The organism is Terriglobus sp. RCC_193, from assembly GCF_041355105.1.
Lineage (GTDB): Bacteria > Acidobacteriota > Terriglobia > Terriglobales > Acidobacteriaceae > Terriglobus.
This window is the reverse complement of record NZ_JBFUPK010000002.1, coordinates 1,384,709-1,400,360: the sequence shown is the minus strand read 5'-3', so window position 1 is coordinate 1,400,360 and position 15,652 is coordinate 1,384,709. Positions and strand designations below refer to the sequence as shown.

17 protein-coding genes are annotated in these 15,652 nt (G+C 57.8%); 10 read left to right on the top strand and 7 right to left on the bottom strand.

The features are described from left to right. Position 1: 1 nt before the first annotated feature. Positions 2-1,027, bottom strand: a complete 1,026-nt coding sequence (locus tag AB6729_RS14615) for a hypothetical protein (protein ID WP_371082363.1) — start codon at positions 1,025-1,027, stop codon at positions 2-4. Here AB6729_RS14615 and AB6729_RS14610 point away from each other — a divergent pair. The 7 genes from AB6729_RS14610 (at position 1,026) to AB6729_RS14580 (ending at position 7,671) form a co-directional block, all read left to right on the top strand. Continuing rightward, complete coding sequence (locus tag AB6729_RS14610) at positions 1,026-1,718, top strand: response regulator (RefSeq protein WP_371082362.1); 693 nt, start codon at positions 1,026-1,028, stop codon at positions 1,716-1,718. The two genes, AB6729_RS14615 and AB6729_RS14610, sit on opposite strands and share 2 nt — an antisense overlap. A gap of 64 nt (positions 1,719-1,782) precedes the next feature. Beyond that, positions 1,783-2,481 carry a response regulator gene (locus AB6729_RS14605; protein ID WP_371082627.1) on the top strand — a complete coding sequence of 233 codons (699 nt, stop codon included), beginning with the start codon at positions 1,783-1,785 and terminating at the stop codon, positions 2,479-2,481. A gap of 407 nt (positions 2,482-2,888) precedes the next feature. Beyond that, the gene (gene ftsY / locus AB6729_RS14600; RefSeq protein WP_371082626.1) at positions 2,889-3,788 is read left to right on the top strand and encodes a signal recognition particle-docking protein FtsY; all 900 of its coding nucleotides are present in this window, start codon (positions 2,889-2,891) and stop codon (positions 3,786-3,788) included. A 216-nt stretch (positions 3,789-4,004) separates the two neighbouring features. After that, positions 4,005-4,199 (top strand): hypothetical protein, encoded by a 195-nt coding sequence (locus AB6729_RS14595; RefSeq protein WP_371082360.1) that lies wholly within the window; start codon positions 4,005-4,007, stop codon positions 4,197-4,199. Positions 4,200-4,235: 36 nt separating this feature from the next. Continuing rightward, on the top strand, positions 4,236-5,456 hold the full coding sequence (gene ribD / locus AB6729_RS14590; RefSeq protein ID WP_371082359.1) for a bifunctional diaminohydroxyphosphoribosylaminopyrimidine deaminase/5-amino-6-(5-phosphoribosylamino)uracil reductase RibD: 1,221 nt from the start codon (positions 4,236-4,238) through the stop codon (positions 5,454-5,456). Positions 5,457-5,465: 9 nt separating this feature from the next. Then, positions 5,466-6,131 carry a riboflavin synthase gene (locus AB6729_RS14585; RefSeq protein ID WP_371082358.1) on the top strand — a complete coding sequence of 222 codons (666 nt, stop codon included), beginning with the start codon at positions 5,466-5,468 and terminating at the stop codon, positions 6,129-6,131. A gap of 49 nt (positions 6,132-6,180) precedes the next feature. Next, complete coding sequence (locus AB6729_RS14580) at positions 6,181-7,671, top strand: alginate export family protein (RefSeq protein ID WP_371082357.1); 1,491 nt, start codon at positions 6,181-6,183, stop codon at positions 7,669-7,671. Between the two features lie 13 nt (positions 7,672-7,684). On the opposite strand, the gene AB6729_RS14575 is transcribed toward AB6729_RS14580, so the two are convergent. From AB6729_RS14575 to AB6729_RS14555, 5 genes are read right to left on the bottom strand one after another with little or no spacing between them, the layout of a single operon-like run. After that, positions 7,685-9,049 (bottom strand): phosphatase PAP2 family protein, encoded by a 1,365-nt coding sequence (locus AB6729_RS14575; protein ID WP_371082356.1) that lies wholly within the window; start codon positions 9,047-9,049, stop codon positions 7,685-7,687. Positions 9,050-9,087: 38 nt separating this feature from the next. Then, positions 9,088-9,726, bottom strand: a complete 639-nt coding sequence (locus AB6729_RS14570; protein WP_371082355.1) for a thymidine kinase — start codon at positions 9,724-9,726, stop codon at positions 9,088-9,090. A 51-nt stretch (positions 9,727-9,777) separates the two neighbouring features. Next, positions 9,778-10,260, bottom strand: coding sequence for a cupin domain-containing protein (locus tag AB6729_RS14565; protein ID WP_371082354.1), 483 nt, complete (start codon positions 10,258-10,260; stop codon positions 9,778-9,780). A gap of 21 nt (positions 10,261-10,281) precedes the next feature. Continuing rightward, positions 10,282-10,683 carry a VOC family protein gene (locus AB6729_RS14560; RefSeq protein ID WP_371082353.1) on the bottom strand — a complete coding sequence of 134 codons (402 nt, stop codon included), beginning with the start codon at positions 10,681-10,683 and terminating at the stop codon, positions 10,282-10,284. Between the two features lie 9 nt (positions 10,684-10,692). Next, the gene (locus AB6729_RS14555) at positions 10,693-11,031 is read right to left on the bottom strand and encodes a YbjQ family protein (RefSeq protein ID WP_371082351.1); all 339 of its coding nucleotides are present in this window, start codon (positions 11,029-11,031) and stop codon (positions 10,693-10,695) included. Positions 11,032-11,097: 66 nt separating this feature from the next. Between AB6729_RS14555 and AB6729_RS14550 the strand changes: the two genes are divergently transcribed. From AB6729_RS14550 to AB6729_RS14540, 3 genes are read left to right on the top strand one after another with little or no spacing between them, the layout of a single operon-like run. Next, entirely contained in the window at positions 11,098-11,433 is a 336-nt protein-coding gene (locus AB6729_RS14550; RefSeq protein WP_371082349.1) for a hypothetical protein, read from the top strand. Between the two features lie 56 nt (positions 11,434-11,489). Beyond that, complete coding sequence (locus AB6729_RS14545; protein WP_371082348.1) at positions 11,490-13,640, top strand: PQQ-binding-like beta-propeller repeat protein; 2,151 nt, start codon at positions 11,490-11,492, stop codon at positions 13,638-13,640. Between the two features lie 52 nt (positions 13,641-13,692). After that, positions 13,693-14,142 (top strand): hypothetical protein, encoded by a 450-nt coding sequence (locus AB6729_RS14540; RefSeq protein ID WP_371082347.1) that lies wholly within the window; start codon positions 13,693-13,695, stop codon positions 14,140-14,142. 35 nt (positions 14,143-14,177) lie between these two features. On the opposite strand, the gene AB6729_RS14535 is transcribed toward AB6729_RS14540, so the two are convergent. After that, positions 14,178-15,605: a PepSY-associated TM helix domain-containing protein gene (locus AB6729_RS14535; protein WP_371082346.1), complete on the bottom strand. Its 1,428-nt coding sequence runs from the start codon at positions 15,603-15,605 to the stop codon at positions 14,178-14,180. Between the last annotated feature and the right edge of the window lie 47 nt (positions 15,606-15,652).

Below are 15,652 nucleotides of genomic sequence, written 5' to 3'. Positions count from 1 at the left end.
CTTACTTCCGCCGCAGCTCCACGATGGCAAACGCCATCACCGCCAGCGACCCCAGTACGATCACCAGCATCACCGCAGTGCGCACACCGGCACTCACCCGCAATACGGGCGCGGACGCCTGCTGCGGCTGGTAAGCCGGATTCGGCGACATCGGCCCCATCGCAGCCAGCAAAGGCTGTGCGCTAGGCCGGAAGCGCAGCGCATAGTCATAGTGCGGAGGAACCGCCGTCGCATTCCCCAGCAACATATGTACCGGCGACATGGACCGCGGCAGGTAGCAGATCTCCCGTCGCCGCATCTCCAGCACAATGGCCTGCGGCGCGCCATCATGGTCGACGACTCGCACCAGGACGTCCGCAGGTTCCTGCAGGTTGGCGCCAATGGTGAACGGCACAACCGGCTTTGCCGCCGACAGCACGGTACGTAACTCCTCTGCCTGTCCCAGGTTCATGCGGGCCGACGCGCGTAGCTCCACTGTCGCCTCTGATTTGGGCGCAGGCACAATCCGCACCCGCTCCACCGGCACATGCGCCGACAGCAGGGTCTCGTTGTAGTAGGTATCCGGCACATTCCCTGTCTGCAACCCGGCGATACCTGCCGTGGGCTGCGGCAGCAGGCGGATGGTCTGCACCGGCTCGTAGAGGGCACGGTCGTCCGCAGGTGGCGCAGCGGCATCGCCCACGCGGGTGTCGAAGCTCACGTCCATGGCATACGGCAGTTCCTGCCCGTCCTGCACCAGCCGCACATCCCGCAACCCCGGCGCGGCATGGGCATACAGGTCGGCATCCACCACCACACACTGCTCAGCCATGGGAGTGGCGGCAGGCGGCAACAGTACCCGCTGCCACCGCGCAGCCGTCCCATCCACCGGGCTTGACACCGACTCCCCGGGAACAGACCCGTCCTGCGCCGTCACCACACCCACCACCCCCATCGCAAAAACAGCGACAAACAAACCGGCAATGGCAACGGAGAACTTCATCACACTCGATTCAGCCGATTGTAGAACCCTGTAGAGTGCTTGCATGGAACGCCTTCTCCTGATTGACGATGACGAGACCACAAGGGAAGTGCTGACCCTATTACTCGCCGCAGAAGGATGGACGGTAACCGAAGCCGCCAGCGGCGACGAAGCCCTCGCACTGGCACCGTCCATCGCACCCGAAGTCATCCTGAGCGACCTCCAGATGCCCGGCCTGTGCGGCGAAGAACTAGCCTCCCATCTACGTTCCGCCTACCCCAACAAGCCCATCCTGCTGGCCATGACCGCCACGTCAAAGGGCAACATCACGGGCTACGACGCACTCCTGACCAAGCCCTTCGACCCTGCCGAAGTCCGCCGCATCTCCGACACCCCGGCACCCCCCGCACCACAAGACCACGCCATCGACCCGGACACCTTCCAGCGTATGCGGAAGGCCATGCCCACACCCCAGCTCCGCTCCCTCTACGACTTCGCCCTCACCGACGCCGAGCAGCGGGTATACCGCATGGAGGCGGCCACCGCCGCCAACGACCCCACCACCCTCCGCAGGGAAGCCCACGCCCTGAAGGGCTCCTGCGGCATGATCGGTGCCACCCGTCTGCGCACATTAGCATCCACGGTAGAAGACGCCGGATTGGCGAGTTCGATGCCACCCCCCGCCTTTCCGGAATTTCTTCGGGAAATCAATCATGTACGCCGTATGCTGGAGGAGCTTCTTTTGCGCGACTTTTAGCGCCATCAGAGAAAGCACGGCGATAACCGTTGGAGACAGGGCTTTGCAGAAGAACGCATCCGGCGTGAATAGCAGTTCGCAGACGAGTTCCCGTTCCGGCAATTCCAGCATTCGGCTGGTGGTTGCGGACGATCATCCCGTAGTCCGATTCGGCGTGAAGAACATGCTGATGACAGACCCGGGCTTTGAAGTGGTGGCAGAAGCCGAAGACGGCGAAGATGCTATTACTCAAACCCTGGAACATGAGCCGGATATCCTGCTGCTGGATCTGCAGATGCCCAAGCTGCCGGGCCTGGAAGCCATGCGGGCGATCATGTCGAAGTCACCCCGGGTCAAGATCATCCTGCTGACCAGCACCATCTCCACACAACAGGTCATTGAAGCACTCCAGATTGGCGCGCGCGGCATTGTGCTGAAGGACTCCGTTGCGGGCGATCTGAGTGAAGCCATCCGTGCCGTAGCCAGCGGCGATTACTGGATTGGCGGCGAGCGCGTCGTGAACCTGTTGCAGGCTTTGCATGGCCTGATGATGCAGGCCTCCGCTGCACCTGAGAAGAAGACCTTCGGCCTGACACCACGTGAACTGGAAGTGGTGCAGTGCATCGTGGAAGGCTGCTCCAACAAGGACATCGCGAAGCAGTTCACCATCAGCGAAGAGACTGTAAAACGGCACCTCTCGAACACGTTCGACAAGACCGGTGTTTCCACTCGACTGGAACTGGCGTTGTTCGCTATCTCGCACAAGCTGGTGGAACCGGTTTAGCTCACCCGCCCAAGGGTCGTAGACTGGTAGGGATGCCGATTTCGCTTTTCAACTCGGACGACAAGCCGAGAAAGCCAAGTTTCTTTGAACGTGTCCGCTCTGCTGTAACCGGCGAGAGCTCTGAATCTGCCGCGTCTGCTCAGGAAGTGCCTTCCACCAGCGTGGAAATTGCAGCTCCGCAAAATGCGTTCGAGTTGCAGGAGCACAAGAACACAGAAATACTGCCGGTCGAAGTTCCAAACCAAATCGCGAAAGAAACCATCGAACGCGCTCCTGAACCACAGGTAGTGACACCTGCCTTCATCACCACGCCTGATACCCAACGCAACGAATTCGTCCTGAAGCCGATGACTTCCGCGTTTTCATTCGGTGGCTATGCCAGCGAAGCAGAAGAAGACGCCAGCTTCATGGGCAAAATGCGCGATGCGGTGGAACGCACACGTTCGCAGCTGGGAGCCGGACTGGACAACGTTCTGGCGATGGGCCGCACTGTCGATGAAGACACGCTGGATGAACTGGAAGCCGTTCTGCTGACTGCGGACATTGGTGCCACAACTACCAGTGAGATCATGCGCAATCTACGTCAGCGAGCGTTGCGCGAAAAGGCCACCACGGATGAATTGAAGCAGATGCTGAAGGAAGAGCTTCGCGCCATCCTCGACTCTGTGGCACAGCCGACGAATCATCCAAAGCAAGCGCCCGAAGTCATCATGATGGTGGGTGTAAACGGAACCGGCAAGACCACCACCAGCGGCAAGCTGGCTGCGCTGTACGGCACGCATGGACGCAAAGCTCTGCTCTGCGCTGCAGACACCTTTCGTGCTGCGGCAATTGAGCAATTGGAAGTGTGGGCGCAGCGTTCTGGCGTGGACATCATCAAGACGAAGCAGGGCGGTGATCCGTCCGCCGCGCTGTATGACTCGCTGACTGCGGGTAAGGCTCGCGGTGCAGACATTGTCATCGTCGATACCGCCGGACGTCTGCACAACAAGGCTGGCCTGATGGCCGAGTTGGACAAGATGCGCCGCACTGCGCAGAAGCTTGTGCCGGGCGCTCCGCATCAGGTCTTTCTCGTACTCGATGCAACGACCGGACAAAACGGCATGCAGCAGGCACGACTATTTACTGAGAGTGCGGGAGTTACTGGTATTGTGCTGACAAAACTCGACGGCACAGCGAAGGGCGGTATCGTCATCGCCATCGCACGTGAGCTCAAGCTGCCAGTCGTCTTTGCCGGCGTCGGTGAAAAGATGGAAGATATCCTTCCCTTCAACAGCGACGCATTTCTTGATTCTCTGCTGGGGTAACGCATAGCTCCTTTCACCATCAGCCTTCAGGTGCATCATGTCTCGCGTGATCTGCAATTCCTGACAGAAACACTCGCGACGCAGCCGGTCTTCTGCATGACCGCTGGCCAGCAGGTCGGGAGTTCCGTCCGAAAAACAAGCGTATGGCACGCTCCGCTTTTCCAGGGCTCTACTCAGCCGCATTTCGATCAGGCACTGGAAGCTTTGCTCCATTTCGTGAAAGAGCATGAAGCAACGCTCGCAGAATTTTCAGGTGAAGACGGGCTGCTGGAGATGATCTTCACCTTCAAGGTGGATGCATCCTCTGCGACGGCAGGAGACCTGGCCCATACGGTGAATCTCCATCCATTCCTGCTGTACGAACTGTCCTCGCGGCAGATTGGCGTGAAGGTGCAGACGGCCTACGCATAAGCGTCGTTCCGCCGTGCGATAGCATCACATGCACAGATGCCTTTCTCTGCCACAGACAAAGCCCACATGCAGCGCGCTCTGGAACTTGCGCGTGCAACGTTGGGGCTTGCCTCACCGAACCCTCAAGTGGGCTGCGTCATTGCGCATGGCAATGAGATCGTAGGCGAAGGTGCTCATCGTTATGACCTGCGCGACCACGCAGAAATCGTTGCCATGAAACAGGCGGGTGAACGTGTCCGTGGCGCAACGGCATACGTGACACTGGAGCCATGTTCGCACCATGGACGCACGGGGCCATGTGCCAACGCACTGCTGGATGCGGGCATTGCGCGAGTGGTAGCAGCGACGCTGGACCCGAATCCGCTGGTCGCAGGCAAAGGCATGGCAATTCTTGAGAACGGTGGCGTCCTTGCGGAACATGGCCTGCTGCATCGCGAAGCGCGCCGCATGAACGATGCTTTTGCACGACACATTATTACCGGCATGCCACTGGTCACATTGAAGTCTGCATTAAGTGTGGACGGTATGCTGGCTCCGTTGCCTGTGCAACGCACCGCGAATGCTCCTTTCTGGCTCACCGGCACAGCCGCTCGCGAAGAAGTACATCGCTTCCGTCACGCTAGCGATGCGATCCTTACCGGCATTGGCACGGTGCTGGCGGACGATCCCATGATGACCGACCGCAGCAATCTGCAACGCCGCAGGCGTCTGTTGCGTGTGGTGCTGGACACACATTGCCGTTTGCCATTGTCGTCACGGCTTGCAGAAAGCGCGAATGACGACCTGATTGTTTTCTGCGCGAAGAATGCGCCGAATGATCGCCAACGCGCGCTGCGTCAGCGTGGCGTCACTGTGGAGACCATTCCTACACTGACGCCCGCCCAGCGCGGCACACAAGGACGCAGACTGGAACTGGATCTGCGAGCTGTGCTCAAGAGGCTCGGAGACATGGACATTCTTAGTGTTTTGCTGGAAAGTGGCCCAGGATTGAATGGCGCGTTCCTGAATGCAGGACTGGTAGATAAAGCCGTGCTGTTCTTCTCAGAAACAGAACTCGGCGGCAACGCAGTTCCGTTTGCTTCGCATGGACCCACGGCGTTCGGCTTGATTGAGCAACTCTCCGATATCGATCGCTGTGACTTTGTAAGCGACCTAAGTAACGGCGCACGACAGGTAGACGCATGTGTGCGCGGTACACTGCACGATCCGTGGGCGGAAACGTTTGCGCTCACACCCACTTCCGCTGTGAGTCGTTAAGATAGATATATGTTCACAGGGCTGATTGCAGAGACGGGCACCGTAGTTTCGCTGGAGAAAAAGGTTGGCGTCACACGCATTCATGTGGCAGCACCGACATTGGCGAAGCAGCTTGGCACAGGCGATTCGATCGCCGTCTCTGGCGTATGCCTGACGGCGCTCAACATCACGCCGGAGAGCTTTGAGGCGGACCTGTTGGAAGAGACCATCCGTCGCACGTCGCTGACACATCTTGCATCGGGAAGCCGTGTGAACCTGGAGCTGCCAACGCCGGCGGGAACACCGCTGGGCGGCCATGTCGTTCAGGGACACGTAGATGGCGTGGGATATCTGCTATCGCTAACAGCAGTGACGTCCGATGCAGACTACACCGACTGGACGCTGAAGATCGCCGCGCCTGCTGCGCTGTCGCCGTACATCGTGGAAAAGGGATCCATTGCCATCAACGGCATCTCGCTCACGGTGGCAAAGGTGGAACCCGCAGCCGACGGCGCCAAAGAAGTGACAGTCGCCCTCATTCCACACACTTACGCGGTAACGAATATCCACACGCTGCAGCCGGGCGACCCAGTGAACCTGGAAGTGGATGTGCTGGCAAAATATGCCGAAGAACGTGCGAAAAAGACAGCTGCTGAGTCGATTACCGAACGCTCACTGATCGCTGCGGGCTTCTGAGTAGATTTTCTGCATTCAGGAGGGCAATCGCCTGCGTAACCTGTTCTTGATGACGCTACGACTCCCCGCTCTTGTCTCGTCCGCATTGTTTTTCTTCGCAGCCCCGGTCTCTGAAGCGCAGATTCCTTCACCTGACATTTCCAAGCCCACACCGCTGACCGTAAGCGTGTGGGATCGCCAGCGCGTGAACGTAACGCAATGGTTTTCTGCCACACCCAATGCAGAACAATACGCCCACGTAGACAGCCTGTTGCGCATCGCATTGCAGCAGCGCATCAAACGCATCGACTGGACAGCCGAGCTTTCACAAAGCAGCGAACTGTGGCTGCCGGACGATGCAGTATCACCCGTGCCTGCACAGGGACATCTTGGTCTGGGTGGCACCTACTACGCCCACAACGGCAATAATCGTTTTCCTGCTGCCGCTTCGTTCAAGCAGGGCTGGCTGCGCTATCACTTCGCACATGACTCCAACACCATTCGCGTGGGCCGCTTCGAATTCACAGATGGCACCGAGATCAAGCCCACTGATAAGTCGCTGCAATGGTTGCAGGCAAACCGCATCTCGCAAAGGCTGATCGGCTCCTTTGGTTTCTCCAATGGCCAGCGCTCTCTTGATGGCGTGGAAGTAAAGGTAAACAAGGGTTCATGGGATGTCACGGCGATGGGCGCACGCGCCGTGCAAGGCGTGTTCAACATGAATGCCAATCCGGAACTCGATGTGGATGCGCAATATCTGGCATGGTCGCGCACAGCTGCGAAGCAGCATGTACTGGTGCGCGCATTTGCCATTGGCTATCACGACGGCCGTACCGGCGTTACAAAAGTAGACAACCGTTCGCAAGCCGCGCGTACAGCAGACCACAACAACATTCGCATCGGTTCCTATGGAACCAGCATGATCGCGGCAGTTCCTGTTTCAAAGAATGTGAAGCTCGACGGCCTGTTCTGGGGTGTTCTGCAAAACGGACGATGGGGCGTACAGGATCATCGCGCCGGAGCTGTAGCACTGGAAGGCGGCGTGCAATTTACACAGGTAAAGTCATCGCCGTGGATTCGTGGAGGATTTCTGCGCGCCACCGGCGATGAAAACCCTAATGACAACACGCACAATACGTACTTCCAGGTGCTGCCCACACCGCGCAACTACGCACGCTTCCCCTTCTTCAACATGATGAATTCGAAAGAAGCATTTGTGCAGTTGATGGACAAACCAACGCCGAAGCTGGACATTCGCACAGACCTTCACTTCCTTGGCCTGACCAGTCGCAATGATCTGTGGTACCTGGGCGGAGGGCCGCTGGATAAAACCACCTTTGGCTACACGGGACGTCCCGCAAATGGGAACAACAGCCTGGCCACGCTGTATGACATCAGCGCCGATTACCAGGTAACAGCGCGCCTCGCACTTACTGCCTATTACGCCCACGTGTGGGGCAAAGACGTGGTGCGTGCCATCTATCCCGTAAACACGCACGCGCAGTTCGGCTTTATCGAAATGAACTATCGATTCAGTCTGCCGCTACAACACAGTCATTAGTGTTCGGAACTATCTATTTCGTTCCGGCACGGGACTTCGTCAGCACAGCGGCACGCACTGCTGCTTCATAAAGGTTGATGCGGGAATAAAGGCCGAAGGCAGAACCATCATCCAGGAAACCTCCACCTGGGCCTTCGGTCTCTGTCAGAATCTGGTCTGCCTCTGCCAACGTCAACGACGGATAAGCCACCGTGAGCAGATAACCCGCCTCCGGTGCAATCTTGCCCACATCTTCCATCTTCGCAGCAGTCTCCGGATAAACCACCGGCAGGCCATACGTCTGCGTCACCGCATAAAAGGCGGAGACTGCCGCTGCATCGCTGTAACGGCTGGTATCTTCCGCGGCGCATTCCGCAACGCTCTTGCCGCAGGCACTTTCCAGCACCTTCGCCATATCGGCTTTTGCTTGTTCAATCGCTCTGCGAAATCCAGTGGAATTCTTATATGCAGGATCTTCCGCCAGCAGATGTGCCGTGTCATAGAGAGCAAGCGTGCGGCCACCCAGCACATCCATCGCATAATGCGCGCCAACAATGATGCGGCTGTTGCCATACTCTGCACCGCGCGCAATCATCTGCGGATAACGTTCCGGTACCAATAACCCAAGCACCAGCACCGCCGTATAGCCATATGTGGTGTGACCGCTGGGATAAGAAGGGCTATTGGTCAGGTCCATCACCGGGCCGCGTGTATAGACAGTGTTATCCGTGACCAGGTTGAAATAATCGCGGCCCACAATGCGACGGAACTCCGGCTCTGTTTGAAACGGACGCGAGTTGCCATAGGAATCGGCATTAGGGCTTCCCGCGGGCAGATGGTACGCACGTCCAAACGGATCGGTCACACCATTCGCTGCATGCATGGCGTCCGCAGCAAGCCCTGTAGCTGCAGTCTTGCCGTCCGTGGTGCCGTTAGCAAAGAAGAACTTCGCCACCGCGGAATGCGTACCGCTGGTGGTAAGCGCAAGTGTGAGCACGCGTGTGATGCTCTCAGATGCCACAGTGAAATGCGAACGATCGATGTAATGCGCACGCGCCACATAAGCAGAGCCAAGTGCTGTGCCCAGAGCGTCGGCAAACTGCGTCGCATTCGCTGAAGTAATCGCGGCATCGCGTAATGCAAGTTGACGCTGCTCCTCTGTTGGCAGCAGTGTGGGCTGCGGAATAGCGCCTGTCTGGATGCCGCCAGTCACGGTCAGGTTCGCGCTCAGTGCCGCCTGTCCCGCTGCTGTTTTGTGAAGCGTCGTCACCGGAGACAAGCCGCGGAGCGCTGTGTCATTGGGCGACTGGGCAACAGCAGTAGCGCATGCAATGGAAAGCGATGCGATCGTTACAAAGCGAAACAGACCTGTAGCAATCCGACCAGAACAATTCAGCATGACAAACGGCTCCCTCGCTCCATGGTAGCCGCAGAAGCTTACATCTCGGTGACAACAGGCAAATCCATCTGTTCTGCGGGCTCTTCCACGTACGGCTGAAAATGCGCACGGCAGCGTGCTTCATACAGGCCGACTGCACCCACCACAACCAGCTCCTGTGAATGGCCAAGCCGCTGCGTGTGAATGGCGGGCTGACCGCACACCATGCACACAGCATTCAGCTTTGTGACTTTGTCCGCTAAGGCCATCAGGTTTGGCACGGGGCCAAAAGGCTCATTGGCAAAGGTGGTATCCAGCCCTGCAAGAATCACGCGCTTGCCCAGGTTGATCAACTCCATGGTGAGCGGCAGAATGCCTTCATCAAAGAACTGCACCTCATCCAACCCAATAACCTCGACGCGATCCACCAGACCGTTCGCAAAAAGCTCTTCGCGTAACCGATCGGAATTCGGTGTCACTACAGAGGCTTCGTGCGTCTGCTCGGAATGCGATGCAATGGCCGTGCGGTGATAGCGAAGATCAATATCCGGTTTGAAGCAGCCCACACGCTGCTTTGCAATACGCGCGCGTTTCAGCCGCCGGATAAGCTCTTCGCTCTTGCCGGAAAACATGGGTCCAACGATCACTTCCAGCACACCCGGCGTGGCCGGGCAGGGAGAACTGGTTTCAGCCTGCATTGGCCTATCGTACCGGCAAGCGGCTTGTGAAAAATCGGGTGAAAATCTTCGCTACTTCGCCCGCACCTTCACCACGAAATAACGGAGGGTGCTGCCCGGTTTCAAAATCATCTGATGTGGCACACCCGGCTCAATACGGATGGCGTCACCTGCATGAAACGGCTGATGCTTACCGCCGCTCACGCCGTCGCCGCGTTTTTCTCCAGGCGCGGTGTCCTTGCCGTTCACCAGCGTGCCGCCGGTCACCACTTCTGCCTCGCCTTCCAGTCCAATCAGAACATCGGCAAAGTCATGGTGCCATTCTCCCAAACCGCTTTTCACGCGCACGGCAAGCTGTTCCGCACCATCCGGACGTGTCAGCAGAACTTTGAACGCAATGCCATCTTTCGACGCAAGCGCCTGCTTCAGCAGATCGTCGCCCGTGCTGCGGAGTGTGGTGGCGGTAATCATTTCACTGGGCGGCGTGGATGTCTGCGCGACGAGTGGCGATGCAATCACAGCAAGCGCAAACACAGCGCCGAAAAGATACTTCATTTTCAAACTCCCGTTTTCAACTTATGACGATGCATGATCTGCAAGCGGCTGCCAGAGTTCCACACGATTACCCTCAGGGTCAACAATCCATGCGAAACGTCCGTAGCTTGCATCGTCGCGGTGCGGATCAATCTCCACACCGGCTGCCTTCAACTTGTCCAGCAGAGCATCCATATCGTCCACGCGATAGTTGATCATCACGGCCTGACGGCTGCCCTTGCCAAAGTAGTCCGTGGTTTCTTTGAAGGCGCTCCACGCGGTCATGCCGGTGCCTTTGGGAACCTCATCGGTCCACATAAACGTGATGCCGTGATCCGTCAGCGGAAGGCCAAGGTGTTTGTGATACCAGTCAGTCAACGCCTTCGGATCACGAGCCCGCAGAAAGACGCCGCCAATGCCAGTGACTCTGCCTGTTGAAGCCATGAGTGTCTCCTAGGAAAGTGGTTCCACAACAACTGCAGTGCCATACGCCAGCACTTCCGTCACGCCCTGCATCACTTCATTTGCATCGTAACGAAAGGCGACGACAGCATTCGCTCCCATAGCGACGGCATGTTCTTCCATGCGCAGCAGAGCATCCTGCCGTGTGCGTTCGCAAAGATTGGTGAACAGTGTAATGTCGCCGCCCACCAGCGTCTGCAGACTGGCGCCGATAGTCCCGAACACGGAACGCGACCGCACTACGATACCCCGCACCAGCCCAAGGCTGCGGACAATGCGATACCCCGGAAGCTCAAGAGCGGTAGTGACGAAAGCCGGATGAAGTGGCACGTGGAGTCCTCTCTGATTTGCACCGCAATTGTAGAGCAAGCGCATGATAGCGTAGTGGGTACGCGTATGAAATCCCCTGCGGCTCATCTTCGAAAGCATCACGTTGTCTCGGCGCTGGCGGTGTCCGGCATCGTTCTGCTGGGTTGCGCCAGCAAGGTGCAGATACAGGTACCGGCAAACTTTCACGGTCATGTGCACATCGTCTGCACCGGTATGACAAAAGATGTTTCCTCGAAGATTCTGGTGGATAACAGCGGCGCGGCGCAGGTAAATGATTGCCCGCTTCGGCAGACAGATGCCGTGGTGACACAGGCTGGTGCTGCCACTCCGATCAACACGGCGATCATGTGGACCACCACAGGCGACGGCCTGGTGCGCGAAATTAATTTCGACATTCGCTAACGGTCAAAGGCAAAATTCCCGGAAGTTTGAATCGGCAGACTACAATTCTGCCCTCCATGAAATCTCTTTCCTCATTGCTGCGAACTGGTGCAACTGCCTCCCTGGCCTGTGTCTTCCTCCTGCCGCGCACGGTTTCCGTGCATGCCTCCAGCGATCCGCAATCAACTGACTGGAACGTGTATGGCGGCAACAAGTCTGGCCAGCGCTATTCGCCACTGACGCAGATCAACCGCACCAACGTGAAGCAGCTTCGTGTGGCATGGACGTTTGACACAGGCGAATCGCTGGCAGGATTGCAGACACATCCCTTGATCGCCCAGGGAAGGATGTTCGTCTACTCACCAGAACAGATCGTATTCGGTCTGGATGCAGCCACGGGAAAGCAATTATGGAAGTTTGATTCCGGCATCCGCACTGGCCAGCCCGCGCGCGGATTTGCTTACTGGAAGAGTCCTGATGGAGCTCACGACATCCTCTTTGCGCAGACACTATATGCCATTTGTGCGCTGGATCCCGTCACTGGAAACCCCATACCCTCCTTCGGGAAGGATGGCCATATTGATCTTCGCAATGACTTAGGCCCCGAATCGCCACAGGGCACTGTCGCTATCACCACACCGGGAACCATCTACAAAGACGTCCTGATCGCTGGCTTTCGCACCGGCGAAACGGAACCGTCGCCCCACGGAGACATTCGCGCTTACAACATCCACACCGGCGCGCTGGTATGGAGCTTTCACACCATTCCGCATCCCGGTGAGCCAGGCTACGAAACATGGCCAAAAGACGCGTGGAAATACACCGGCGGCGCAAACAATTGGACCGGCGGCGTGTTGGATGAAGCGCGTGGCATTTTCTATGCACCCACCGGTTCGGCAGTCAGCGACTTCTACGGCGCGGATCGTGTTGGCAACGATCTCTATGCAAACTCGCTGCTGGCACTCGACGCAGCCACAGGCAAACTGTTGTGGCACTTTCAGGCCGTGCATCATGACATGTGGGATCGCGATTTCCCCTCGCCGCCGGTGCTGTTGACGCTGCATCGCAATGGCAAATCCGTTGACGCGGTGGCCCAGGTGACAAAGAACGGGCAAGTCTTCGTCTTTGACCGTGTCACAGGCAAGCCGCTGTTTCCAATCGAAGAGAAATCGTTCCCGGCAAGCACTGTTCCGGGTGAGGTCGCATCACCGACGCAGCCCCTGTCCACGGCGATTGTGCCTTTCGCACGACAGCGTTTAACAGGAGAAATGCTGACCACGCGCACACCGGAAGCGCATGCATGGGCTGCTGAAAAATTCCGCACGCTCATCAGCGACGGTCAGTTCATTCCCTTCCGCGTGGATCAGGAAACCGTTGTCTTTCCCGGCTTCGACGGTGGCGCAGAGTGGGGCGGTGAAGCAGTAGATCCCCACACTGGCGTGCTCTACATCAATGCGAACGATGTGGCCTGGACAGGCGGCCTGACCGCCGTAAAGAGTGGCGAAAGCGCTGGTGCGACGCTCTACAACGCACAATGCGCCGTATGCCACGGAACCGACCGTAAAGGACAGGCAAACGTTTTCCCATCACTGATTGAAGCGACCAACAAGCTCTCTACGCAACAGATGACAGACGTCATCCACAACGGTCGCGGACGGATGCCAGGCTTCTCCAACCTCATAGGCGATTCCCAAAACTCACTCCTCGCCTATGTACGCAGCAGCGACCTTTCCCAAACAGACCGTAGCGACAAGCAGGAAGCAGCATCCGGTAACGACAGGAATGCAGCGCCACCCGCGAAGTATCGCTTCACCGGATATCACAAATTCCTTGACCCCGATGGCTATCCCGCAATCCAGCCACCGTGGGGAACGCTGAATGCGCTCGACCTGAACACGGGCAAATACCTGTGGCGCGTGCCTCTGGGCGAATATCCGGAACTGGCAGCGAAGGGCATGAAAAACACTGGCAGCGAAAACTACGGCGGCCCCGTGCTAACCGCCAGTGGCCTGCTGTTTATTGGCGCAACCAGCTTTGACAACAAGCTGCACTGCTTCGATGCCAGAACCGGCAAGGCCGTTTGGGAATACACCATGGACTACGCAGGCAACGCCACACCGGCCATATACATGGTCCATGGCAAGCAGTACGTGGTGATTGCAAGCAGCAGCGCACGCAACCTCAAGGCGAAACACGGCACAAAGTACGTCGCGTTTGCCCTGCCATAAATCATCGGCCAGGATTTGCCGATGCTTCCGTTGCGGTGTCATGCTGGTAGGCATGAAGCGTCTCGTCATTACCGCGATCGCCCTCCTGCTGTCCGTATCCGCCGTGGCGCAGGACAACGGCTACTGGAAGGCCACCAGCAACACGGCGCGTTCCGTGACCGGCGACATCATGCTCTCCGGTGAGCGGTTGTCCATCTACTTTCAACCCTTCACCATTGCAGACCTGCGCGAACTGACTACGGAAGAGGTGGCCGCAGTATTCAACTTTGATACCGCCGACGGCGTACATGGCAAGCTGTACCGCCTGAGCATCGCAGGCGATCGCAAGTTCCTGCACAAGAACACGCTGTGCGGAGCGGAAGAGACGCAGTACATGGCAACCGCAGTGCAGGGCAAGACCATGCAGGTAGCCTTCTTCTCCGGCAGCAAAATGCCAAGCCTGAAGCCAGAGGACCTGAACAACTCCTCTACGCTCTGCGGCACTTACACCTATTCGAAGTAGCGGAAGGCTGGAGAGTTATTCTCCAGCCCTTCCACTTATGCGATAGCAGCCAATCCAAGCCAGCGGCTAACTGCGGGAACGCGCGATAGAACCGTCCATTCCAGCAGCAGCACCGCAATCAAAGAAAACGCCATCGCTGGCAGATAGGCGGCAAGCGCAAGCACCACCGCAGCCAGTGCAAAGCTCCATCGTGGACGGACCAGCGGCACCGGCGCACCCAGCACGCCGACATGTCGCCGCCTCCACCACAGAACAATCGCACTCGTACTCAACAGAACCAATCCCATCGCCGTAACCAATCCCAGCAGTTGATTCATCAGGCCAAAGAGCTGGCCTTCATGCGCTGCAATGCCCGTACCGACAAGCCGGTCAAGAATCATGCCCTGGCTAAAGTTCTTCCGGCTGACAATAGTTCCCGTTTCTGCGTTTACCTGCAACACATCGCGTAACCTGCGGTTCTGCGCGTCAGACTTGATCGTCCATGTACCGCCAGCCTTCATGGCCGGCATGATCTCTACCGGCGCAGCCAGATGCAGTGTTGCCGCCACCGGAACGAGCAAGTTGAAGGGCTGGTATGCGTTGTCCTCCATCGTCATGCCGCTCATGCTTCCCATGTCGTGCCCCATATGACCGGAATGCTCCATACCGGGCATATCGTCCATGGAACTGCTCAGGCTATTGCCGTTCTGTGCCATGCGATCATTCAAGGTATCAGCGCGGCTCGTCATCCAATCCTGCCTGGCAACGGATGTACCTGTAACTTGCCTGACCTTCTTGAAGTAACCACCCCAGCCTTTCGCCCAGGGCAGACCGGTGAGAATGAGGAACAACGCGAAGGCCGAAACCCAGACGCCGGTCACTGCATGGAGATCCCGCCAGAAGATGCGGCTGCCATTGCGCGTACGTATCCACAGAACGCCGGCAAGCTTCTCCGTCTGTCGCGGCCACCAGAGATACAAGCCGGTAAGCAACAGCACGATGGCCCACGATGCGGCCAGCTCCACCAGGTACGAACCTGGAGTTCCGGCCAGCAGCTCGCCGTGAAGGTGTGAGATTACTGTCATCAATCGGCGGTCTTCACTGATCGTATGCAGGATGGCAAGCGTCTGCGGGTTCACGTAGACGCGATACTCCTTCTTGCCGATGCCCACAATCACGCGCACTGCTGCATCATCACCTGGCGGCAGCTCGTAGTAGTGCAACGTCGATCCGGGAACCGCGATGACAGCAGCGCGAGCAATCTGCTCCGGTGTAGCGCGCGGACCGGTGAGATGTAGATGGTTATAAGACCGATCCATCCAGCGTTCGATCTGCGGCTTGAACAGATAGATAGAGCCTGTGATCGATAGCCAGATAACAAGAGGGATGCAGAAGATGCCGGCGTAGAAATGCCAGCGCCAGATGGTGCGATACAAACGGCGATCCTGTTCGTTGACAGGAGCGTTCGCAGCAGAGGTTGCCATGAAAGGTTTCCTTCCTTCGATGTAAGCGGAGACGAAGCATCTGCTGC

Excerpts from the sequence above, each read along its gene's own strand:
- AB6729_RS14610 (WP_371082362.1), top strand. The coding sequence starts at position 1,026 with ATGGAACGCCTTCTCCTGATTGACGATGACGAGACCACAAGGGAAGTG.
- AB6729_RS14615 (WP_371082363.1), bottom strand. The coding sequence starts at position 1,027 with ATGCAAGCACTCTACAGGGTTCTACAATCGGCTGAATCGAGTGTGATG.
- ftsY (WP_371082626.1), top strand. The coding sequence starts at position 2,889 with ATGGGCAAAATGCGCGATGCGGTGGAACGCACACGTTCGCAGCTGGGA.
- ribD (WP_371082359.1), top strand. The coding sequence starts at position 4,236 with ATGCCTTTCTCTGCCACAGACAAAGCCCACATGCAGCGCGCTCTGGAA.
- AB6729_RS14585 (WP_371082358.1), top strand. The coding sequence starts at position 5,466 with ATGTTCACAGGGCTGATTGCAGAGACGGGCACCGTAGTTTCGCTGGAG.
- AB6729_RS14580 (WP_371082357.1), top strand. The coding sequence starts at position 6,181 with ATGACGCTACGACTCCCCGCTCTTGTCTCGTCCGCATTGTTTTTCTTC.
- AB6729_RS14575 (WP_371082356.1), bottom strand. The coding sequence starts at position 9,049 with ATGCTGAATTGTTCTGGTCGGATTGCTACAGGTCTGTTTCGCTTTGTA.
- AB6729_RS14570 (WP_371082355.1), bottom strand. The coding sequence starts at position 9,726 with ATGCAGGCTGAAACCAGTTCTCCCTGCCCGGCCACGCCGGGTGTGCTG.
- AB6729_RS14565 (WP_371082354.1), bottom strand. The coding sequence starts at position 10,260 with ATGAAGTATCTTTTCGGCGCTGTGTTTGCGCTTGCTGTGATTGCATCG.
- AB6729_RS14560 (WP_371082353.1), bottom strand. The coding sequence starts at position 10,683 with ATGGCTTCAACAGGCAGAGTCACTGGCATTGGCGGCGTCTTTCTGCGG.
- AB6729_RS14550 (WP_371082349.1), top strand. The coding sequence starts at position 11,098 with ATGAAATCCCCTGCGGCTCATCTTCGAAAGCATCACGTTGTCTCGGCG.
- AB6729_RS14545 (WP_371082348.1), top strand. The coding sequence starts at position 11,490 with ATGAAATCTCTTTCCTCATTGCTGCGAACTGGTGCAACTGCCTCCCTG.
- AB6729_RS14540 (WP_371082347.1), top strand. The coding sequence starts at position 13,693 with ATGAAGCGTCTCGTCATTACCGCGATCGCCCTCCTGCTGTCCGTATCC.
- AB6729_RS14535 (WP_371082346.1), bottom strand. The coding sequence starts at position 15,605 with ATGGCAACCTCTGCTGCGAACGCTCCTGTCAACGAACAGGATCGCCGT.